Genomic DNA, 21,236 nt, shown 5'->3' on the forward strand with positions numbered 1-21,236 from the left:
CTCTTCAGCGTCTCTCCGCCGCCGCCATATGCTGAAGGCTCCCCAGATAAAGCGTCCCCAGCGCTGCGATCGCGGGCGCGATCTTTCTGGCTTCTGAACACTCCCGTGCCCGCGATCGCGAATCTGTCTTCCGGCCCTCTCCGCGGCCGCATCCCGCTCACGCGCCCACGGCGCGCATGAAGTGCCCGTCCGTCGAGATGCCGGACGCCGCCACCGTGAAGCGGACCACCTCGCTCAGGTAGCGGTCCTCCGAAGCCTCGAAGATCCGGCCGTCGGCATCGCGCGACGTCCGCGTGAGGCGCAGGATCGGCGTGCCGCGCGGCACCCGCAGCAGCGACGCGTCCTGCTCGTCGGCGGCGACGGCATCGATCACGTGCTGCAGGGTCACGATCGGATGCCCCACCGAACCGAGATACTCCGTGATGGACACCGCGTCGAGGTCCACGTCGAACAGCTGGCGGCCGACCTCCTCCGTGTAGGCGAGTCGCTCCAGCATCGTCGGCCGTCCGTCGAGCAGGCGCAGCCGCACCACGCTCACGATCGTGTCCTCGCGGTCGACCCCGAGCGCGGGCGCCAGGTCCCCCGCGCGGCGGAGGCTCAGCTCCTGCGTCCGTGCGCCGGGAGTGACGCCGAGCTCGCGCGCCCATCGGGTGAACGGGACGGAGACGTCGACCGCCTGGCTCGCCTTGCGCGCCACGACCCTGGCCGGCCGCCCGCGCCCCGTCTCGATCAGTCCCTCGCCGCGCAGGGCGGCCAGTGCGTTGCGGACCGGTCCGCGCGAGGTGTGCCAGCGCTCGGCCAGCTCGGCCTCCGTCGGGACGTCGTCGCCGGGACGGAGCTCTCCGGCGGCGATCATCGCCCGCAGGTCCTCTGCGATCTGGGTGTACACAGCTTCGGCCACATAGGTACATTACTTCGCCGCGGTGCCGGGTGCCCGGAGAGTTGTCGTGGCGTTCATCCAGACGAATGACGGGTGAACGCGCTCTGAACTCTTCTGAGATAGGTATACATCTCGCTTCTGCGGCTGTCAGAGTCTTCGTGGATCACCCCTCCCACCCTGAAAGGTCCTCCATGAAGCTCCGCGCTCTCCCCGCCCTCGCCGGCGCTGCGATCCTCGCGCTCGGTCTCGCCGCCTGCTCCGGAACCGCCGAGGCCACCGACGCTCCCGGCGACGGGCAGTCGACCGGCGCCAGCGGGTTCGCCGTCGACGAGAACCCCCTCGTGTTCGGCGTCGTCCCCGACTCAGTCGACACCGAGACGAACTACCAGCCGCTGATGGACTACATCGCCGAGGTGACCGGAAAGACCGTTGAGTACCACGAGTCGACGGACTACGCGGCGCTCATCGAGGCCGCCGTGGCCGGCAAGGTGGACGTGGCCTCGTTCTCCGGCTTCACGTACGTCACCGCCACCAACAACGGCGCGAAGCTGACGCCCATCTCCTCCATCGTCACCGCGGAGGGCCAGGAGCCCGGCTACTACTCGCAGGCGATCGTGCCGGCCGACAGCGACATCTCGAGCATCGAGGACTTCGCCGGCAAGAAGGTCTGCTTCGTGGACCCGTCCTCCACCTCCGGCTACCTCTTCCCCTCCTACAACCTGCTGAAGGCCGGCATCGACCCCCAGGCCGACATCACACCTGTCTTCGCGGGCAAGCACGACGTCAGCGTGCAGAAGGTCGGCGAGGGCGTCGAGTGCGAGGTCGGGTTCGCCGAGGACTCCGAGGTCGAGAAGTCGAGCGCCGTCAAGGTCGTCGACGAGACCATGGTGCCGGGCGCACCGCTCGTGTACTCCTCCACGCTGCCCGAGGACCTCGCCGCGAAGCTGGTCGACGCCCTCGCCGAGATCACGATCGACGACATCATCGCCGCCGGCATCGACAGCGCCGACTCCGACTCCTTCCGCAGCGTGTTCTTCGCCACCAAGCCTGTGGACGACGCGTACTACGACCTGATCCGCGACATCTGCGCGGAGACCGAAGCGGAGCAGTGCCAGGGCTGACGCCCCTCTGCGCCGCCCTCCGTCCCGCCCACACGCGTGGCGGGACGGAGGGCGGCGGTCCGACTCGACCGCCGGCGGCCCGGCCCGATCGCCGACGCCGAAGCCCCCGAACACCCGGCAGCACACCGCACGACCAGGAGAAGCCATGACCGCGCCCGCCGACCCCGTCATCCGCCTCGACGGGGTGACCAAGACCTTCGGCACCACCACCGCCCTGAAGGGCGCGACCGTGGAGGTGTCGCGCGGCGAGATCGTCGTGCTGCTCGGACTCTCCGGCTCCGGCAAGTCCACCCTGCTGCGACACATCGACGGCCTCGAACTGCCCACCGCCGGAACCGTCGAGGTCCTCGGCTCCTCCGTCCCCGCCCTCCGCGGCCGGGCGCTGCGACGACTGCGCAGCCGCGTGGGCTTCATCTTCCAGCAGTTCGAGCTCGTGCCCTCCCTCACCGTGCTCGAGAACGTGCTGACGGGCTCGCTGTCCACGGTCCGGGGCCCGCGCCTCGGTCTGTGGGGCTATTCCCGGACCGCGAAGCTCACCGCGCTGGAGCACCTGGACAGGGTCGGCCTGCTCGATCGCGCCTACCAGCGCAGCGACACGCTGTCCGGCGGCCAGCAGCAGCGTGTGGCGATCGCCCGCGCCCTCATGCAGAAGCCCGACATCCTGCTCGCGGACGAGCCGGTCGCCTCGCTCGACCCCGAGTCCAGCGAGCAGGTCATGGCACTCATCCGCGGGATCGCCGCCGATGAGGGCCTGACAGTGGTGTGCAGCCTGCACCAGGTGGATCTCGCGATCAGCTGGGCCGACCGCATCGTCGGCCTCCGCCACGGCGAGGTGGTGCTGGACACCCCCACCGGCGACCTCTCCAAGGCAGAGGTGATGGAGATCTACGGACGAGTCGCCACCACGACCGCCGAGATCAACGCCGTCCAGGTCGAGCTGCTCGACGCCGCGGTGGGCGCATCGTGACCGTGCTCGCGGGCTCCGCCACCGGGGCGCGCGCGGACGGCGGCGGCTCCGGCCTGCGCTCGCTCGCCGAGCGCGCCCCGCGGCATCGGCTCTCCCCGGAGCGGATCGCCGCGGCACTCACGCTGGTCGCCCTGGTCGTCCTCGGCATCCTCGCCGTCCGCGACGTCGGCATCTCGATCCCCGCCATGGTGCAGAGCTGGGGCAATGCCGAGAACTTCCTCGGCCGCATCGGCGGGCTCTCCTTCCCCGAACCGGCCGAGCTTGTCGGACTGATCGCCCTCACCGTCGGGCTCGTGCTGGTCGGAACGCTCCTCGCCGCCGTGCTGTCGGTGCCGATCGCCTACCTCGCCGCGGCGAACACCACGCCCGGTGCCGGCTGGCGGGCGGCCGCGCGCTTCCTCGGCGTCCTCACCCGTGCCCTTCCGGACGTCGTGCTCGCCATGGCGTTCGTGCTCATGTTCTCGCTGGGCACCCTGCCAGGGATCCTCGCGATCGGCATCCACTCCATCGGGATGATCTCGAAGATGTTCGCCGACGCCATCGAGCAGATCGACGAGGGCCCGCGCCTCGCGATCCGTGCCGCGGGCGGCTCGCGCATGCAGGAGTTCGCGGCGGGCATCCTCCCGCAGGTGCTGCCCAGCTGGGTCGCCACGGTCCTGCACCGCAACGACATCAACCTCCGCGGCAGCGTCGTGCTCGGCTACGTCGGCGTCGCCGGCCTCGGTCTGGAGATGTCGTACGCGTTCAAGGCGCTGAACTACGGCAAGGGCCTCGGCATCGCCCTCGTCATCTTCGTGCTGTGCATCGCGATGGAGGTCGTGTCGAGCCTGGTGCGCGGCGCCATGCTGGGCGAGCAGAGGCACACCCGCTCGTGGATGGACCGGCTGCTGCACCCCCGGCTGGGTGCGCCGCGCCGTCCCGTCCACGACGCGGCCCCCGCGTGGGCGGCCTCCCCGGTCGCGGCTCTGCGCCGCCCGTGGACCCCGCAGCGTGTGCGCCACACCGCGGCGGGGGTCGCGGCCGTGCTCCTCGTGATCGGCAGCGTGGTCGTGAGCCGGATCTCGTGGCTCGACCTCTTCACGTTCTGGGCCAAGCTGCCCGAGGTGGCCGCGCGCTTCTGGCCGCCCTCGTTCGGCAGCTACGACGCGGGCGTCATGATCGAGGCGATGCGCGAGACCGTCGCGATCGCGCTCGCCGCCACGGTGCTCACCCTGCTGCCCTCCCTGCTGCTCGGCTCTCTCGCCGCGCGGAACGTGGCCCCGCACCCCGCCACTCGGGGCACCGCTCGACTGCTGCTCGTCGGCATCCGCGGCATCCCGGAGCTCATCCTCGCGATCGTGCTCGTGGTGATCACCGGGCTGGGCGCGCAAGCGGGCGTGATCGCCCTCGCCATCGGCGGGATCGGGCTGCTCGGCAAGCTCATCGCCGACTCGCTGGAGGAGGTGGACCGCGGACCGGAGCGCGCGCTGCGTGCCGTCGGCGCCACGCGGGTGCAGACCTACGCGGCCGCCACCGTGCCGCAGGGTGCCCGCGCCCTGATCGGGCACAGCTTCTACATGCTCGACACCAACATCCGCGCGGCGACCATCCTCGGCATCGTGGGCGGCGGGGGAGTGGGCTACTACCTGCTGAACGCCAGCCAGGGGTCGCGCTACGAGACCGTGACCGCCATCGTCCTGATGATCCTGGTCACCGTGCTCGCCGTCGAGGGCCTGGCGATGTGGATGCGGAAGGTGTTCCGATGACCGGGGTCAACGACACCGCCGACCTCGTCGTGGTCGGCGCCGGCATCGTCGGACTCGGCGCCGCGGATGCGGCTGCCCGTCGCGGCCTCCGCGTGGTCGTGCTGGACCGCGCCGATGCGCCGGTCGGAGCGACCATCCGCAACTTCGGCCACCTGTGCATCGGCGCGCAGCAGGGAGACGCCCGCCGCTACGCGGACGCCTCGCGCGACGTGTGGCTGCGCCTCGCCCGGGACGCCGGGTTCTGGCTGCGCGAATCCGGAACGCTCGTCGCCGCCCGGCACCACGACGAGCTCGCCGTGCTCGAGACCGCGACGCGCGAGGGAGGGATCCGGCTGCTGGACGCCGCCGAGATGCACCGGCGTGCGCCCCTCCGCCGTGACGCGGTGATCGGCGGAGCCCTGATCGAGGCCGACCTGCAGACCGACCCGCGCACCGCGGCGACCGCGATCGTGCGGCACCTGACCGCGCGCGGCGTCGAGTTCCGCTTCCGCACCGCCGTGACCGGACTCAGCCCCGGCCGCGTCGAGACCACCCGGGGCGCGATCCACGCCGGCGCCGTCGTGGTCGCCGTCAACCACGACATCGACCAGCTGCTGCCCGACGTGGCCGAGCGGCACGGCGTCGCCCGCTGCGCCCTCGACATGATGCGCATCGCCGCGGTCGTGCCCCGGCCGCTGACGGCGCCGCTGCTCACCGGGTGGTCGCTGCTCCGCTACGGCCGCTTCGCCGACACCGCGGAGGCCGCGCGGGTGCGGGAGCGTCTGCACGGCGAACGGCCGGACCTCGCCGCCCTCGACCTCAACCAGATGTACACGCAGCTGCCGGACGGCTCGCTCATCCTGGGCGACTCGCACGCGACGGCGACAGCCCCGCCGCCGTTCCAGCCCGAGACCGCGTTCACGGCGTTCCTCGCGGAGGCCGAAGCCCTGTTCGACCTCACGGCACCGCGGGTGATCGAGCGCTGGCAGGGCGTGTACGCCAAGGGCCCTGCGGAGTTCCTCGTCGACCGCGACGACAGCGGAGCCCTCGTGCTCGCCGCGACCACCGGCATCGGCATGACCTGCGGCCTCGGTCTCGCCGCCCTGAACCTCACCGCCGCCCTCGACGCGGCACCCGCTCTGGAAGGAACCCCATGACCACTCCGCTCGAACTCGTCGTCCTCGACATGGCAGGAACCACGGTGCGCGACGACGGCGTCGTGGAACAGGCGTTCCAGCGCGCGGCCGAGCGGACGGGGGTCGCCGACCGTCTGCCGTGGGACGAGGCCCTGGCGCACGTGCGGGCCACGATGGGGCAGTCGAAGCTCGACGTGTTCCTGCACCTCTCCGGCGGAGACGCCGCCGCGGCCGCCCGTGCCGCGGCCGCGTTCGAGGACGCGTACGCCGAGATCGTGTCCACCGCGGGCGTCGCCGAGATCCCGGGCGCCGCGGACGCCATCCAGGGGCTCAAAGACGCGGGACTCGCGGTCGTGCTCACGACGGGCTTTCCCCCCGTCACGCGGCAGGCGCTGCTCGACGGGCTCGGGTGGGAAGGGCTGATCGACCTCGCGCTCTCCCCCGCGGACGCCGGCCGCGGCCGCCCCGCGCCCGACCTCGTGCTCACGGCGCTGCTGCGCACCGGCACCTCCTCGGTCGCGGCGGTGGCCATCGCGGGCGACACCGTGAGCGACATCCACTCCGGCCGTCGCGCCGGGGCGGGCTTCGTCGCCGGGGTCCTCAGCGGGGCGCACGACCGCGCGGCGCTCAGCGGTGCCGGTGCCCACGCGATACTCGCCGACGTCACCGCGCTGCGGGCCGAGCTGGCTGCGCGCGAACTGCTGCCCGTCGCCGCCAGGGTCTGACGGGCGCGCGCGTGGGAACCCTGCTGATCCGCCCACCGGGACACCGGAGGGACGTCGCGCTGCGTCCTGCCGCCACCGCCATGGTGTGGGTCGGCGCAGGGCATCCGCACGAGACGATCGCCGTCCCCGGCGTGGCCCTCGCGGACCGGGACGTGCTCGTGGCCGTGGAGCTCTCCACCATCTGCGGCTCCGACGTGCACACGGTCCAGGGCCGCAGGGCCGCCCCCACGCCACTCGTGCTCGGACACGAGAGCGTCGGCCGGGTCATCGCGACGGGGGACGCCGGAGCGGACGCCGTCGACGGCACCCCGCTGCGCATCGGCGACCGCGTGGTCTGGTCGGTCACCATCGCCTGCGGCAGCTGCGACCGCTGCCACCGCGGGCTCACGCAGAAGTGCCGCACGCTCGGCAAGTACGGGCACGACAGGGTCGGTGCGCACGGCGATCTCACGGGTGCGTTCGGCACCCACGTGCAGCTCCGCGACGGCACGGCGATCGTGCGGGTGCCGGAGTCGCTGTCGGCCGCGGTGCTGGCGCCGGCGTCCTGCGCCACCGCGACCGCCTGGGCCGCGGTGACCAGGGCTGCACGCGACATCGAGCTGGACGGCGCGGTCGTCCGGGTGCACGGTGCCGGGCTCGTGGGACTCTCCGCCGCGGCCATCGCCGCCGAGCACGGGGCCGCCGTCGAGGTGCTCGACCCGGACCCGCAGCGGCGCGAGCTCGCGACACGCTTCGGCGCCGGTCGGGTCGACAGGGAGCCGGACGTGGTGATCGAGGCGTCGGGGCATGCGGTGACCGAAGCGCTCGCCGGCGTCGGCGTCGGCGGCACCGTGGTGCTCGTGGGCAGCGTATTCCCCGCCGAGCCGGTTCCCGTCGATGCCGAGAGCCTGGTGCGACGCCTGGTCACCATCACCGGGGTGCACAACTACACCGCGCGCGAGCTGGCCGACGCGGTCGCCTTCCTCGCCGGTCGCGGTCGGGCGTACCCGTTCGGCGAGGCGGTGGGCTCCGTGCGACCGCTGCTCGACATCGACGCGGCGCTCGCAGCGGCGGCGGCCCCGGGTGCTCCGCTGCGGATCGGCCTGCAGCCGGGGCGCTGAGCCGCCGCGACCCTCAGGCGCCGATGCCGCGGCGCGGTCCCGCGGGGTGCAGGCCCTCCGCGTGGAAGGCGAGCAGCCGGACGGCGGCATCGACGCTCTGCGACAGCACGTCGTCCGGCTCGCCGGTGAGGGCGAGGCGACGGTGGCCCGAGTCGTCCGCGGTCGCCCATCCCAGGTACACGGTGCCGGCGGGGTGTCCGTCCTCGGGGCCAGGGCCGCCCACGCCGGTGGTGGAGACGCAGATGTCCGCGTCGAACAGTTCCCGCGCGCCCGCGGCGAGCTGTTCCGCGCAGGCCGCCGAGGTGGGGTCGGTGCCAGGCACCAGGCCGAGCACCCGCTCCTTCACCTCGGTGAAGTAGGCGACGATGCCCCCGGCGAACCACCCGGACGCACCCTCGCCCGCGCCGACGGTGTTGGCGAGCCGTCCGGAGGTGAGCGATTCCGCCACGCTCACGCGCAGACCGCGCGTCCGGGCGAGCTCGCTCAAGCGCTCCAGGTCGGGGGCCTCGGTCGGTGCCGTCATCGGGCGATGCTCTCGCGCGTGGTGGCCATGGGTGCTGTCCTTTCCCGATGTGCGTATGCGTCCGCCGTGCGGACCTGGAGCGAGGCTACGAGCACCCGCCGGTCCCCGCGCAGGGGATTGACAAAGCCTCGGGAGTCAAGCCCCTGGCCCTGCCCCACCGGCGCCGCGATGGTCGAATCGAGTCGCACGATGGAGGAGGCGGACGTGACGGAGCGCACACGCGACACTGCGGGCATGAGAGCGGTGTTCTGGACCTGGGCAGGGATCATCGGGGTCGGGCTGGTCATCATGATCGGGCTGCCGCTGGGAGGGCGATGACCGTGAAGGCCCGTCTGAAGGATCACGCGCTGAGCCTGTTCTTCCTCGCGCTGTTCGTGCTCGCCCTGGCCGGCCAGTCGCTCGCGGGCTATCTGCGCAACAACGACGAGCTGAAGGACCACGGACTCGCGCCGATCGGCTTCCTCGACTTCGTCTGGTCGTCGGACTTCGTGGTCGACGTGGCGGAGAACTGGCAGTCGGAGTTCCTGCAGTTCTTCCTGTTCATCGCCGCGACCATCTGGTTCGTGCAGCGCGGCTCCCCCGAGTCGAAGAAGCCGGGGGACGAGGGGCCTGGCAGTGACGCGGATCAGCTCGTCGGCCGCCACGCCCGCCCGGATTCCCCGCGGTGGGCCCGGGCGGGCGGCTGGCGGGCCGCCGTGTTCGGCAACTCGCTGCTGATCGTGATGGGCGCCGTGTTCGTGCTGTCGTGGCTGGCGCAGTCCCTCGCCGGCACCGTGGTGATGAACGCGGAGAACGCGATGCACGGCACCGCGGCCATCACGTGGCTCGACTACGTCGGCTCGTCGGACTTCTGGGACCGCACACTGCAGAACTGGCAGTCGGAGTTCCTGGCGGTCGGCACGATGGTGGCCTTCGCGATCTACCTGCGCCAGCGGGGCTCAGCCGAGTCGAAGCCGGTCGGCGCGCCGCATCACGAGTCGGCGCTGGAGTCCGAGTGAGCGTCCGGCGCTGACTGCGCGTTGGCGTCCATCCGCTCGGTGCGCTCGCCGTCTCCGTCGTAGTCGGGACGCGGCGGCTGCAGCGGCTGGTCGGAGTACTCGCCGCCGAGCCGTCCGCCGTACGGGCGTCCGTGGTCGGCGAACTCGTCTCGAGCGAAGACCAGCTCCCACGGACCGACCGTGAAGCGGGAGCCCGTCCGCAGGGTCTCGGTGCGCTCGCCGGGATGCGTGGCGTCGGCGTCGGGGTTCGAGTTCATCTCGCCCTCGGCGTGCAGCGTCACCACGTACTCGTCGCGGTCGTCGTGCACCACCGTGGCGTGCACGGGCTCGGTGTCGGCCAGGCGCAGCTCGTTGCCCGCCGCGGAGCCGATGCGCACCTCCTCGACGTCGAGGGCGAACTCCGTGCGCTCGTCGTCGCGGCGCACGCGCAGCCGCGGGTTGCCTGCACCTCGCTCGGCGTGGGTGGTGCCGGGCGTGTAGCCCTCGTCGGGACGGTCGTCGATGTGGCGTGCGTTCATGGCGGTGCCCTCCTCGGGTGTGTAGGTTTCGAGGCTAACCCGCACGGGAATCGCGCGCACGGCCTTGACTTCGCGCGCGCGGGCGTCCTTCTGCCGCGCACAGCCGCCACGTGTTTTCCGTTCGGCCCGTCTGTGGGCATACGCTACGCAGAGGGCACGATTCCGGCGGAGGCTGCCGGAATCCGAATCGCGAACCACCGAGGAGCATCACCCGATGGGCAAGTTCATCTACGAAGGCGGCGTGAAGACCGAGATCGAGGACCGCGCTCTCACGCACGTCCAGCTCGTCATCACGGCGAAGCTCCGCCGCGGCGAGCCCTTCCCGTTCAGCTGGCGTGAGGACGCGAGCGTCGGCGGCGGACGCACCACCGTGTGGATCCAGCCGGGCAGCTCGCTCGTGTTCAAGTACTTCGGGAGCAGGCAGCCCTCCATCAACCGCGCCTGGATCGAGGCGCTCGCCTTCACCGCCAACGCCCCGAGCGGCCTGTACCTCGTCCCGGAGCCGTCCGAGTCCGGCGAGCAGCCCGGGGGCGGAGACATCCCGGTCACGCCGCCGCTCTGAACGACGACACCCCGTCTGCGCCGCTGACGAGGGTGCTCCCGAGGGTCGCGGCACCGGGCTGACGTGTCAACCCCCTGCCGCCTCCACCCGGATGCCGCGAGGCTCGATCACGAACCGATCGACAGCCACTCGACACCGGAGGAGCGGACATGAGCGACACCACCCGCGACGGCGGCATCACCGACCCGAGGCACGCGCACCGCGAGGACGGATTCCCCGCGCAGAGCCAGGACCAGCCGGGACTGACCGAGCAGACCACGCCGGAACCCGACCACGGCGAGCAGTCCTACGTCGGCCACGGCCGGCTGGAAGGACGGCGTGCGCTGATCACGGGCGGTGACTCCGGCATCGGCAGAGCCGTCGCGATCGCCTTCGCCCGGGAGGGCGCCGACGTCGCGATCGTGCACATGCCGGAGGAGCAGGACGACGCCGAGGACACGCTCGCGCTCGTCCGCGAAGCAGGGCGCACCGGCGTCAGCCTCGCCGGCGACGTGCGCGAGGAGACCTTCGCCACCGAGGCGGTGCACCGGGCCCGCACCGAACTCGGCGGGCTGGACATCCTGGTGCTCAACGCCGCGTACCAGCACGACATCGACGGCTTCGAGAACCTCGACACCGAGAAGATGCGCCGCGTGTTCGACACGAACCTCGCGGGGCTCATCTTCTCCGCGAGGGCCGCGTTCCCCGACCTCGAGCCGGGGTCGAGCATCATCGTGACCTCGTCCGTGCAGTCGGCCCAGCCCTCGCCCGGACTGATCGACTACGCCATGACCAAGGCCGCACAGGTCGCCTTCGTCAAGGCGCTCGCCGAGGAGGGCGGCCCGCGCGGCATCCGCGTGAACGCCGTCGCACCCGGCCCCATCTGGACGCCGCTGATCCCGGCCACGGGGTGGGGTCCGGAGCGCCTCGCGACATTCGGCCAGGACACGCCGCTCGGTCGCGCAGGACAGCCGGCGGAGCTCGCCGGCGCCTACGTCTACCTCGCCTCGGCGGAGTCGTCGTACGTGTCCGGCACGGTGGTCGCGGTGACAGGGGGCAAGGCTCTCTGACCCGCGCATGAACGGCTCAGGCGGCGGGGAGAGGGGCCCCGCCGCCTAAGCTTGTCTGGTGCAGAGACCCGCGGCCTCCAGCCCCCTCGTGGGCGTCGCGCTCGTCATCGGCTCGTGCCTCTCGCTGCCGTTCGGCGCCGCCGTGGCCGCGCAGCTGTTCCCCGTGCTCGGCCCGTGGGGCGTCACGTCGCTGCGCGTGGCGATCGCCGCGGTGCTGCTGGTCGTGATCGTGCGCCCGAGGCCGCGCCGGTGGACGCGCCCGCAGTGGACGGCGGCCGTGCTGTTCGGGGTGTCGCTCGCGGCCATGAACGGCTTCTTCTATGCAGCCATCGACCGCATCCCGCTCGGGCCCGCCGTGGCGATCGAGTTCCTCGGGCCGCTCGTCCTCGCCGCCGTGCTCACCCGGCGGTTCGCCGACGCGGTCTGGGTCGCTGTGGCCCTGCTCGGTATGGCACTGCTCGGCATCGACGGGCTCATCGGCGCCGAGCCGCTCGACCCTTTCGGCGTGCTGTTCATCCTCATCGCCGCCGGGTTCTGGGTCATGTACATCCGGATGAGCGCGCGCGTGGGCGCGCTCATCCCCGGCAGCAGCGGCCTGGCGATGGGCCTCGTCGTCGCCGCGGTACTGCTCATCCCGGTCGGCGTCCCCGCCGCGGCCACGGTCGCCGCAGACCCCTCGCTGCTGCTGCTCGCCGCGATCACCGCCGTGCTGTCGTCCGTGATCCCGTACAGCTTCGAGCTCGCGGCGCTGCGCCGGCTGCCGCAGCGCGTGTTCGGCGTGCTGCTGAGCCTGGAGCCCGCATTCGCCACCCTCGCGGGCTGGCTGATCCTCGGACAGGACGCGACCGTGCTGAGGCTCGTGGCCGTCGCGCTCGTGATCGCGGCGAGCGTCGGCACCACACTGGGTGTGCGCAGGGACCGCAGGGGGCAGGAGCCGTCAGGACCGTTCACCGCCCCGATCCCGCTGCCCGACTGAACAGTCGCGCCCTCGCGGCCCGCGGTGTCCGGCGAGGGCGTACCGTCGAAGCATGAGCGCCCTGACCGCCCTGTTCGGCATCTCGCATCCGATCGTCCTCGGCCCGTTCGGCGGGCTGTCCTCGGTGCCCTTGACCGCCGCCGTGAGCGACGCCGGCGGGCTGGGCTCCTACGGTCTGTACGGCTACGACGGGGACCGCATCCGCGCGACGGGCGCCGAACTGCGGGCCGCGACCGCGCGACCGTTCGCGCTCAACATCTGGCTGCCGACCGGAGACGAAGTGTCACCGAACCCGCAGCACACGGTGTTCGCGCAGGCCCTGCAGCCGTTCTACGAGGCGGTCGGCGTCGGGGTGCCCAGTCGTCCGGAGCGCTACGTGCCCGCGCTCGACGAGCAGCTCGACGCGATCTGGGACGTCGCTCCCGCCGTGCTCAGCGTGGTGTTCGGCGTCCCGTCCGCCGAGGTGGTGGCGGAGGCGCGCGATCGCGGCATCCGGGTGGTCGGGACGGCGACGACCGTCGCGGAGGCCGTGGCGCTGGCGGAGGCCGGTGTCGACGCGGTGGTCGCCACGGGGGCGGAGGCCGCGGGGCATCGCGTGTCGTTCCTGCGCCCCGCCGAGGAGTCCCTGGTGGGGATGTTCGCGCTCGTGCCGCAGGTGGTCGACGCGGTGGACGTGCCCGTGATCGCCGCGGGGGGCATCGCCGACCGTCGCGGTGTCGCGGCCGCGTTCGCGCTCGGGGCATCCGGCGTGCAGGTGGGGACGGCGTTCCTCGCGACGGCCGAATCGGCGGCGACGGACGCCCACCGCGACGCCATCCGGCGCACCGCCGCCGATGAGACCGTGCTCACCCGGGCGATGAGCGGTCGCCTGGCGCGCGGGGCGCGCAACCGCGCGGTGCGGGCGATCGAGGCGAGCGGCACCATCGCCCCGTTCCCGATGCAGAACTGGCTCACCGGCCGGTTCCGCACCCCGGCGGGGGAGCAGAACCTGGGCGAGCTGCAGTCGCTGTGGATGGGGCAGGCCGCCCCGCTCGCCCGCGACACGGCTGCCGCCGCAGTCTTCGCCGAGCTCGCCGCGGGTGTGCCCGGCGAGTGAGCGGCGGGGCATAGTACCGGTTGCGTCTCCATCCACCGCGGCGACAATGGATTCTCTATCTCGACTCCTGCATCCTGATCTACGCGATGGAAGACCGGGGCGCCCGCGGTGCGGCCGTGCGTCGTGCTCTCGCCGACGTGGAGGTCGAAGTGACGTCCAGTGCGCTCGCGCTCCAGGAGTGCCTCGTGCGTCCGATGCGGGAGCGCAACGCCGAGCTTCGAGACCGCTACCTGGCCACGTTCGACCACATCGAGACCGTCGACCTCGACGCGGCGGTGTTCGTCCGTGCCGCGGAGCTGCGAGCCGACTTCGGCCTCAAGACTCCCGACGCGCTGCACCTGGCGGCGGCGCAGGTGTCGGGATGCACCGAACTGTGGACCAACGACACACGCCTGGCGACGGCATCGCACGGGCTCGCCGTTGACATCATCGCCGAACGCCCCTGATCCGTTCTCTGGCAGACCACAAGCCGCCACCACGTTCCCGGCGGAGTGACCTCGGCCGCTAGAGGATGACGGTGGAGCGGCCGTGCACGATCACGCGGTCCTCGGCATGCCACTGCACGGCGCGTGCCAGCACCAGGCGCTCCACGTCGGCGCCGCGGCTCTGCAGCTCGGCGGCGGACTCGGAATGGGTCACGCGCGTCACGTCCTGCTCGATGATGGGTCCCTCGTCGAGGTCGGCCGTCGCGTAGTGGGCGGTCGCGCCGATCAGCTTCACGCCGCGCTCCTTCGCCCTCGCATACGGGTTCGCGCCGATGAACGCCGGCAGGAAGGAGTGGTGGATGTTGATGACGGGGGCGCCGAGCCGCGTGATGAAGTCGTCCGTGAGGATCTGCATGTAGCGGGCGAGCACGACCAGGTCGACGTTGCCCTGCAGCAGCTCGAGCTGGCGCTCCTCCATGGCCTGCTTGTCGCCGGAGGGGATGTGCACGAACGGCACCCCGAACGAGCGGACAGCCTCGGCGAGGTCCGGATGGTTGGACACGACCATGGTGATGTCGATGTCGAGCTGACCGCGCTGCGTGCGCCACAGCAGCTCCATCAGGCAGTGGTCGTACTTCGACACGAAGATCGCGACGCGCTTGCGGCGCGACACGTCGTGCAGGGACCACTCCATGCCGAAGCGCGCGGCGACCTCCGCGATGTCGGCTTCCAGCGCCGGGCGTGCGGCGGCGAGACCGGGAAGGTGGAGGACGGTGCGCTGGAAGAACCGGCCGCCCTCGGAATCGGTCGAGTGCTGGTCGAGCGAGATGATGTTCGCGCCGTGCCGTGCGAGCACGCCGGCCACCGCGGCGACGATGCCGGGCTGGTCGTCGCAGGCGATCAGCAGACGGGCGGTATCGGGCTGGCTCATGGGCGCTCCTCGGGGTGTGCATCGATTCTGCCGTGTCGCGCGGGTGGGGAGCGAATCGCGGGCGGCGTCGCTACCCTGAGACCGTGGATGCGAGCGACGTCGGTCTGGTGCTGATCCCCCTGCTCGCGGTCGCCGCACCGCTTCTCGCCCGCGGTGTCCGACCGCTGGTGCGGGTGCCGATCGTGGTCTTCGAGCTGGTGCTCGGTATCCTCGTCGGACCCGCCGTGCTCGGCTGGGTCGAGCCGGGGCCGCTGCTGGAGAAGCTGAGCGACTTCGGCCTCGCCGTACTCTTCTTCGTCGCAGGCTCCGAGATCGACTTCCGCATGGTCGCCGGCAAGCCGCTGGCCCGGGCGTCACTGGGCTGGCTGCTGAGCGTGCTGCTCGGCATCGGGCTCGGGTTCTTCTTCGCGCCGGGGGAGGGCATGGTCGTCATCGGGATCGCACTGAGCTCGACCGCGCTCGGCACCCTCATGCCGATCCTCCGCGACGCCAGGGAGCTGGACACGCCCTTCGGCCGCGCGATCAGCACGATCGGAGCGGTCGGCGAGTTCCTGCCGCTGATCGCGATCTCGATCTTCCTCAGCACGCGCGCCACCCCGCTCGCGACGGCGGTCCTGCTGACCTTCGTGGTGCTCGCCGGGCTCGCGGTGCTCATCGCGCACCGCGTGCCGCACGGCCGGCTGCACGGCATCGTGCGCGCGACCCTGCACACGTCCGACCAGTTCGGGGTGCGGTTCGTGATCCTGCTGATCGCCGCGCTCGTCGGCCTCAGCGTGGTCCTCGACCTCGACATGCTGCTGGGCGCCTTCGTGGCCGGCGCCATCTGGCGGATCATCATGGCACGCGCCCCGAAGAAGGACGCGGAGGAGGTGGAGAGCAAGATCGAGGCGATCGCCTTCGGCTTCCTGGTGCCGATCTTCTTCCTCTATACCGGCGTCACCTTCGACCTGCAGGCGCTGCTCACCTCGGCCGGCGCCCTCGCGCTCGTGCCGGTGTTCCTGATCGCGCTGCTCGTGATCCGCGGCTCCACGGCACAGCTCTCCGCCCCGGCCGGCGCGAGCGGCAGGGACAGGGCCGCGCTCGGGCTGCTCGCGGCCACGGGCCTGCCGATCATCGTCGCGGTCACCGCGATCGGCGTCGACCAGGAGATGCTCGACACCGGTACGGCCGCGGCGCTGGTCGGCGCCGGCATGCTCTCCGTGCTGCTGTATCCCCTGATCGGCATGACGCTCCGCGGCGAACGCGCCCCCGTGGCGGGGCCCGAGCTCGCCGAGCGGACGCGGCAGGGGGAGCTGTGAGCACGGCATCGGCGCTGCTGGCCCAGGCCGTGCGCGAACTCGCCGGCGCCCCGCAGGAGGGCCTCGGCGAGCAGCGCGACTCCCGCTGGCGCGGACGCCGCATCGTCCGCGTCGGCGCGGCCTGGCACGTGGGCGTGCTGCTCCTGACCGACACGCACACGCTCGCCACGGCGGAGGTGCTGCGCGCGGCCGACCCGGGGCGACGCGGGTACACGGCCGAGTCGGCGCGGGCGCGTGCCGAGCGCAGAGCCGAGGCGCTGCGGGGCGGCTTCGACGCCGGCGAGGTCGTGCACGTGGGGTGGAGCGTGATCGACGTGGATGCGGTGGATGCGGGCGGGAGCTCAGGGCCGCTGGCACTGGTCGACGGTGTGCCGTCCGTGCGCTGGAGCACCGCGGGCGGCTACATGCCGCTGGAGGCATACCTGCAGGAACGCGTGGCACTGCTGCGCGACGGCACCCCGGACTGACTCAGGCGAAGCTCTGTGCGAAACGGCGCAGCAGCGCCGCGCCCTCGGTGACGGAGGCCGAGAGCACCTGCTGCTGCACGGCATCGAACTGCTCGGGGTCGAAGTACCCGGTCGTGCGGTAGAACGTCATCCGGTCGGCGAAGTCGCGCGGAGTGGGCTCGGGGTGGAACTGCGCCGCATACAGGCGTGTGCCCACGCGGTAGGCCTGCACCGGGCACACCGTGTTCGTCGCGAGCAGCACGGCGCCGGGCGGGGTGGCCGCCGCGCTCTCCTTGTGCGCCGTGAACACCGTGAGGGCGGGACCGCTCGGGCCGAACACAGGGTCGCCCGTGCCGTCGGCGGTGACCTCGATCACGGCGGCGCTCGCGGGCTCGGGCGTCGTGGTCACGACCTCGCCGCCCAGCATGCGGGTGAGCACGCCGATGCTGTAGCACGTGAAGAAGGCCGCGACCGTGCCATCGATCGCAGCCCGGGCGATGGTCTCCAGATCGGCCTCGACCCGGCGCTGCGCGGGGGAGGGCACGGGGTCGGTGACATTGAACGGCGATCCTCCGACGACGACGCCGCGGTATCGGGACAGGTGCGCCGGGGTCAGCGTGTCGTGCAGCAGGTCCAGCCGGTCGACCACGTCGACGCCCAGGGCCCGGCGGAAGGAGGCGTGCTCGGCGTCCGCCGCCCCGGTCTCGGGGCGCACACAGACGTAGAGGAGCGAGGCCATCAGGCGATTCTAACGAGGGCGCACCGGCCGCCCGCGCCGTGCGGACCCGCCGAGGCAACGCTGCTCACGCCGTCGTCTCGGCGATCGGGGCCCTCGTCGTGCAGATCGCGCCGAAGGGGTCCGTCTATGATCCTGAATGCGCCTCCGATGCAGACGGAGGTCGTGCGGGGGCGGTGCTGATCATCGAGTGCAGGCCGGGGTTGTCGTATGCGTCATCTGACCAGGGGAGGTCGGCGTCGTGCGCGCGCTCTCGGCGTGGCGGCCGCCGTGCTGGGGGCACTGCTGCTGCCCTCTCCGGCGGCCGTGCCGACCGGGACCGTCGCGAAGAGCGGGGGCGGCGAGGCCTTCACGATCGTGGTGCTGCCCGACACGCAGGGATACACGGTCTCGGACGAGCTCGCCCAGAGCATGGAGACGCAGACGCAGTGGATCGTCGATTCGCGCGAGCGGCTCGACACGGCGTTCGTGCTCCAGGTGGGCGACCTCGTGGAGTCCTGGCCGAACGAGAACCAGTGGGAACGCGCGAGCCGCGCCATGAGCACGCTCGACGACGCCGGAGTCCCGAATTCGGTGCTCCCGGGCAACCACGACCTCGATGTCACCACCGGGGAGTCGCGCACGTACGACAGCCATTTCCCGCCGACCCGGTACGCCGACGCCTCCTGGAACAGTCCCACGGCGTCGTACGGCGGGTACCTGGGGCAGGACCAGTTCGGGCCCGACGGCATCGACCGGAAGAACAAGGACAGCTACAGTCTGCTCACGGTGGGCGACACGAAGCTGCTGCTGCTCAGCCTCGAGTACGAGACGCCCGCGTATGCGATCGACTGGGCGGAGCGCGTGATCGCCGCACACCCCGATCGGGCCGTCATCCTCGCGCTGCACGGCCTCATCACCACGGGCGGCGTCCGGTCCACAGACACCGAGCGCACGGACGTGACACCCACGACCGAAGTGGACCTCTGGAAGGACTTCATCTCGGAGAACTGCTCGATCGCGATGGTGGTGAACGGGCATTGGGCGCACGGCGACGACGGCGAGGCGCGCCGCAGCGACCTGAACGACTGCGGGGAGCCCGTGCCGCAGATCCTGTCGAACTACCAGGGACGCGCGAACGGCGGAGACGGGTGGCTGCGGTACTACACGTTCCATCCCGCCGTGGGCAGCGTCGACGCCTTCACCTACTCGCCGACGCTGGAGCGGTACGAGACGGACGACAGCAGCCGCTTCCGGATGCCCGTGGATCTGTCGCCCTCGCACGACGACGTGCTGCTGCGCGGCGGGTCGACCTGGCGGGTGTGGAACGCGAAGGGCGACTGGCCCACAGGGTGGACCGCGCGAGGGTTCGACGACGCGGACTGGGCGCAGGGGGACGCGCCGCTCGGATGGGGCACGGGCGTCGAGACGCCTGTCGACCTCGGGCCGCCGCCGGAGAACCGCGCGCGGGCGATGCTGTTCCGACAGACGGTGGAGGTCGACGACGCGGACGCGCTGTCCGCGGTGACCGTGAGCACCCGGGCCGACGACGGAGTCGCCGTCTGGGTCAACGGCGCGCTGATCGGCACGTCCCACCTGAACGACAAGAAGCCGACGAGCGAGACGTTCGCGGATGTCGGCCGCTCGACCGACACCGCGACGGACGAGCCGGTGACGTTCACGGTGCCCCCGGGGCTGCTGAGGGACGGCGAGAACGTGGTGGCCGCGTCGGCGCACGTGAACTACTTCGGCACCGCGAGCAGCACGTTCGACCTCGTGATGACGGGGACACGCGAAGGCTCGGGCAGCGACTGAGTCGCGTCCGCGTCAGCGCGAGGAGTTGGTCGTGCGGCCGCGCACGATGCCCACGAAGGTCTCGACGTCCGGCGTGGTGCGGTCACGGAGCCAGGCGAGCGCGACCGTGGAGTGCGGGCCGTCCGTCAGCACGCGGTGATCCACGTCCTTGCGGTGGTGCAGGCGGGCGAGCGACATCGGCACGATCACGATGCCGACCCCCGACGCCGCCGTCGCGACCGCGTCGGCCGTGGGCAGCGGAGCGAAGCGGGCGGCGGTGGTCCCGGGGAGGTCGAGCGGCCCGAGCACGTCGTCGCTCAGGGCGATCACGACCTCGCCCTCCAGATCGGCGGCGGCGAGCTCGTCCACGGCCATCAGGTGCGAATCCGCCGCGGCCACGACCACGGGGAGCTCGTCGTACAGCGGGATCACATGCAGCGAGGCGTCGTCGAGCGGCAGCCGCACGAGCGCGGCGTCGACCTCGTCGAGGGCCGTGCGCTGCGTGGCGACCTCGATCGGCACGAGTTCGAGCGGCACATCCGGAAGGCGCTGCTTCCACCGGTCGATCCACGTCCCCGGAGTGGCACCGGGGACGGCGCCCAGGCGGAACGTGCGCGGCTCCTCCGGGGCTGCGACCGGAGCGTCGTACACGACCTTCGTCCGTGCCGCGGGGGTCGTGCGGGGCGGCGTGCCGGAACCTGGGCGCGCAGCGGAGCCGCGGCCCCGGCCGTGCGACCCGCCCTTGCCCTTGCCCTGGCCTCTGCCTGAGCCCTTGCCGGGTCGCCGTCCCTGCTGCGCCATGGGTCCCAGGCTACTCGGCGGGGACCGGCCCCACGTCGGACCCCGGCTTTGCGGCGTCCGGTCGAGTGGTGCCGTGCCCTGCGTCCGGCCCGGTGGTGGCGTGCGCTGTGGCGTCCGGTCCGGTGGTGGTGTGCGCTGTGGCGTCCGGCCCGGTGGTGGCGTGCGCTGTGGCGTCCGGTCCGGTCGCGTGCGCTGTGGCGTCCGGCCGGGTGGTGCCGTGTCCTGTGGCGTCCGGTCCGTTGGCGCCCTGCCCCGTGGCGGCCTGCCCTGTCGCGTCGTGTCGGCGCTGGGCGTGACGGACGAGCCCGGCCGCACCGGCGACGAGCAGGAGCCCGCCCGCCGTCAGCAGTGCGACCGTGACGATGGTCGCCGGTGTCACGGTGCCGACCGTGTCGGAGAGTGCCGTGCGACGACCGTCGTCGGCGAGCAGCCAGAGCGCCCAGCCGGCGATCGCCGCGAACACGGCGCCCCAGATGATGGCGGCCCAGCGCGTGCGGGGTGCGGTGGTCGACTCGGTGCTCATTCCTGCTCCTCCATGGCGTCGTACACGGTGACGACGATGACGCCGCTGCTCTGATCGATCGTGACCGGCTGGACGGTCTCGGGGGACGAGGAGCCGCCGGCGATGTCCTCCCGCAGCAGGAACCGTCCGTCCTGCTCCGCGAGCGGCCAGGTCCCGCTGTCGAGGATGCGCGCATCCTCCTGGTCGATGCGCAACCAGCTCACCTGCACGTCGCCGAGCGTGCCGCGCAGTTGGAGCTCCACCCCGGGGTCGACGAAGATCTCCGTGCGACCGGACCCCTTCTCGATCACGAGGGGTCGCGGGCCGCCGTCATGCGGGTGCAGCTGCAGGTACAGGTCGCCGAAGGGCTGACGCACGTGGGCGGCCTCGGTGTTGGAGAGCGATGCGTAGCCGAAGACGATCCCCGGGGTCGTCGTGGCCGCCCCGGCGACGAGGCCGCCCGCCAGGGTGAGGGCGGTGGCGAAGGCGAGGAAACCGCTGCGACGGCGCAGGGCTCCGGCCACGATCATCGACAGGGCCAGGACGACAGCGCCGGACAGCAGCCCGAGCGCGACACCGAGTGGTTCACCCGCGATCAGCCCGACGGCGGCACCGACGACCGTGGCGAGTCCGACCGCCGCCGTCACGAAGGCGAAGCCCGCGCGGGGGTGGGAGGCACGACGGATGCGGCGGCGCTCGGCGGCCTCTGCGGCGAACGCCGAGGCCTCGGCCTGACGCTCGCGCCGCAGCTGGTCCCGCGCGGCGCGCTCGACGTCCTGCTGCTGGCGTCGCCACGCCTGATCCTGTTCCTTCCACGCGGCGTGCTGAGCACGCCAGGAGTCGAGCGCCGCCGGGTCCTGGGAGCCGGGGGGCACCGGCGGGGGCGAGGCGGGCGGCAGGGCCGCGACGTCGGCCGCCTCCACGGTCTCCGCGACCACAGGCGAAGTGG

22 protein-coding genes and 1 pseudogene are annotated in these 21,236 nt (G+C 72.3%); 15 read left to right on the forward strand and 8 right to left on the reverse strand.

Translation table 11 applies throughout. The features are described from left to right. Positions 1-157 precede the first annotated feature (157 nt). Entirely contained in the window at positions 158-901 is a 744-nt protein-coding gene (locus M3C17_RS13430) for a GntR family transcriptional regulator (RefSeq protein ID WP_259978338.1), read from the reverse strand. Positions 902-1,071: 170 nt separating this feature from the next. On the opposite strand from M3C17_RS13430, the gene M3C17_RS13435 reads away from it, so the two are divergent. From M3C17_RS13435 to M3C17_RS13460, 6 genes are all read left to right on the forward strand, one after another. Then, positions 1,072-2,001 carry a phosphate/phosphite/phosphonate ABC transporter substrate-binding protein gene (locus tag M3C17_RS13435; protein WP_259978339.1) on the forward strand — a complete coding sequence of 310 codons (930 nt, stop codon included), beginning with the start codon at positions 1,072-1,074 and terminating at the stop codon, positions 1,999-2,001. A 145-nt stretch (positions 2,002-2,146) separates the two neighbouring features. Continuing rightward, positions 2,147-2,968: a phosphonate ABC transporter ATP-binding protein gene (gene phnC, locus M3C17_RS13440; RefSeq protein ID WP_259978340.1), complete on the forward strand. Its 822-nt coding sequence runs from the start codon at positions 2,147-2,149 to the stop codon at positions 2,966-2,968. After that, entirely contained in the window at positions 2,965-4,713 is a 1,749-nt protein-coding gene (phnE, locus tag M3C17_RS13445) for a phosphonate ABC transporter, permease protein PhnE (protein ID WP_259978341.1), read from the forward strand. The genes phnC and phnE overlap by 4 nt, the downstream gene beginning before the upstream one ends. Continuing rightward, the gene (locus tag M3C17_RS13450) at positions 4,710-5,849 is read left to right on the forward strand and encodes a TIGR03364 family FAD-dependent oxidoreductase (protein WP_259978342.1); all 1,140 of its coding nucleotides are present in this window, start codon (positions 4,710-4,712) and stop codon (positions 5,847-5,849) included. The genes phnE and M3C17_RS13450 overlap by 4 nt, the downstream gene beginning before the upstream one ends. Beyond that, positions 5,846-6,553 carry an HAD family hydrolase gene (locus M3C17_RS13455; RefSeq protein WP_259978344.1) on the forward strand — a complete coding sequence of 236 codons (708 nt, stop codon included), beginning with the start codon at positions 5,846-5,848 and terminating at the stop codon, positions 6,551-6,553. The genes M3C17_RS13450 and M3C17_RS13455 overlap by 4 nt, the downstream gene beginning before the upstream one ends. 11 nt (positions 6,554-6,564) lie before the next feature. Continuing rightward, entirely contained in the window at positions 6,565-7,653 is a 1,089-nt protein-coding gene (locus tag M3C17_RS13460; protein WP_259978345.1) for an alcohol dehydrogenase catalytic domain-containing protein, read from the forward strand. Positions 7,654-7,666: 13 nt separating this feature from the next. Here the strand turns inward: M3C17_RS13460 and M3C17_RS13465 are convergent, their stop codons facing one another. After that, the gene (locus tag M3C17_RS13465; protein ID WP_259978346.1) at positions 7,667-8,176 is read right to left on the reverse strand and encodes a CinA family protein; all 510 of its coding nucleotides are present in this window, start codon (positions 8,174-8,176) and stop codon (positions 7,667-7,669) included. A gap of 314 nt (positions 8,177-8,490) precedes the next feature. On the opposite strand from M3C17_RS13465, the gene M3C17_RS13470 reads away from it, so the two are divergent. Next, on the forward strand, positions 8,491-9,174 hold the full coding sequence (locus tag M3C17_RS13470) for a DUF6766 family protein (protein WP_259978347.1): 684 nt from the start codon (positions 8,491-8,493) through the stop codon (positions 9,172-9,174). Here M3C17_RS13470 and M3C17_RS13475 read toward each other — a convergent pair. Next, positions 9,147-9,692 (reverse strand): FHA domain-containing protein, encoded by a 546-nt coding sequence (locus M3C17_RS13475; protein WP_259978348.1) that lies wholly within the window; start codon positions 9,690-9,692, stop codon positions 9,147-9,149. The genes M3C17_RS13470 and M3C17_RS13475 overlap by 28 nt on opposite strands. Before the next feature lie 214 nt (positions 9,693-9,906). On the opposite strand from M3C17_RS13475, the gene M3C17_RS13480 reads away from it, so the two are divergent. The 5 genes from M3C17_RS13480 (at position 9,907) to M3C17_RS13500 (ending at position 13,821) form a co-directional block, all read left to right on the forward strand. Then, on the forward strand, positions 9,907-10,254 hold the full coding sequence (locus M3C17_RS13480) for an ATP-dependent DNA ligase (RefSeq protein WP_259978349.1): 348 nt from the start codon (positions 9,907-9,909) through the stop codon (positions 10,252-10,254). Positions 10,255-10,403: 149 nt separating this feature from the next. Next, positions 10,404-11,303 carry an SDR family oxidoreductase gene (locus M3C17_RS13485; protein ID WP_259978350.1) on the forward strand — a complete coding sequence of 300 codons (900 nt, stop codon included), beginning with the start codon at positions 10,404-10,406 and terminating at the stop codon, positions 11,301-11,303. A 58-nt stretch (positions 11,304-11,361) separates the two neighbouring features. Further along, positions 11,362-12,279 carry a DMT family transporter gene (locus M3C17_RS13490; RefSeq protein ID WP_259978351.1) on the forward strand — a complete coding sequence of 306 codons (918 nt, stop codon included), beginning with the start codon at positions 11,362-11,364 and terminating at the stop codon, positions 12,277-12,279. 52 nt (positions 12,280-12,331) lie between these two features. Beyond that, positions 12,332-13,375, forward strand: coding sequence for a nitronate monooxygenase family protein (locus M3C17_RS13495; RefSeq protein ID WP_259978352.1), 1,044 nt, complete (start codon positions 12,332-12,334; stop codon positions 13,373-13,375). A gap of 20 nt (positions 13,376-13,395) precedes the next feature. Continuing rightward, on the forward strand, positions 13,396-13,821 hold the full coding sequence (locus M3C17_RS13500; protein ID WP_259978353.1) for a type II toxin-antitoxin system VapC family toxin: 426 nt from the start codon (positions 13,396-13,398) through the stop codon (positions 13,819-13,821). A 58-nt stretch (positions 13,822-13,879) separates the two neighbouring features. Here M3C17_RS13500 and purU read toward each other — a convergent pair whose 3' ends face one another. Then, the gene (gene purU, locus M3C17_RS13505; RefSeq protein ID WP_259978354.1) at positions 13,880-14,731 is read right to left on the reverse strand and encodes a formyltetrahydrofolate deformylase; all 852 of its coding nucleotides are present in this window, start codon (positions 14,729-14,731) and stop codon (positions 13,880-13,882) included. A gap of 83 nt (positions 14,732-14,814) precedes the next feature. On the opposite strand from purU, the gene M3C17_RS13510 reads away from it, so the two are divergent. Further along, positions 14,815-16,029, forward strand: a complete 1,215-nt coding sequence (locus M3C17_RS13510) for a cation:proton antiporter (protein ID WP_259978356.1) — start codon at positions 14,815-14,817, stop codon at positions 16,027-16,029. Continuing rightward, entirely contained in the window at positions 16,026-16,496 is a 471-nt protein-coding gene (locus tag M3C17_RS13515) for a glutaminase (RefSeq protein WP_259978357.1), read from the forward strand. The genes M3C17_RS13510 and M3C17_RS13515 overlap by 4 nt, the downstream gene beginning before the upstream one ends. Position 16,497: 1 nt before the next feature. Here M3C17_RS13515 and M3C17_RS13520 read toward each other — a convergent pair whose 3' ends face one another. Next, the gene (locus tag M3C17_RS13520; RefSeq protein ID WP_259978359.1) at positions 16,498-17,214 is read right to left on the reverse strand and encodes a glutamine amidotransferase-related protein; all 717 of its coding nucleotides are present in this window, start codon (positions 17,212-17,214) and stop codon (positions 16,498-16,500) included. Between the two features lie 207 nt (positions 17,215-17,421). Here M3C17_RS13520 and M3C17_RS13525 point away from each other — a divergent pair, with 207 nt between their 5' ends. Next, complete coding sequence (locus tag M3C17_RS13525; protein ID WP_259978360.1) at positions 17,422-19,005, forward strand: metallophosphoesterase; 1,584 nt, start codon at positions 17,422-17,424, stop codon at positions 19,003-19,005. A 12-nt stretch (positions 19,006-19,017) separates the two neighbouring features. On the opposite strand, the gene M3C17_RS13530 is transcribed toward M3C17_RS13525, so the two are convergent. The 3 genes and pseudogenes from M3C17_RS13530 to M3C17_RS13540 form a co-directional block, all read right to left on the reverse strand. Beyond that, positions 19,018-19,785, reverse strand: a complete 768-nt coding sequence (locus M3C17_RS13530) for a LysR substrate-binding domain-containing protein (RefSeq protein WP_259978361.1) — start codon at positions 19,783-19,785, stop codon at positions 19,018-19,020. 10 nt (positions 19,786-19,795) lie between these two features. Further along, positions 19,796-20,308: a hypothetical protein gene (locus M3C17_RS13535; protein WP_259978362.1), complete on the reverse strand. Its 513-nt coding sequence runs from the start codon at positions 20,306-20,308 to the stop codon at positions 19,796-19,798. Further along, positions 20,305-21,236 (reverse strand): annotated as a pseudogene (locus tag M3C17_RS13540) (hypothetical protein); the annotation flags it as partial. The gene M3C17_RS13535 and the pseudogene M3C17_RS13540, both read right to left, overlap by 4 nt.

It is taken from the genome of Microbacterium sp. p3-SID336, from assembly GCF_025143365.1.
GTDB lineage: Bacteria > Actinomycetota > Actinomycetes > Actinomycetales > Microbacteriaceae > Microbacterium.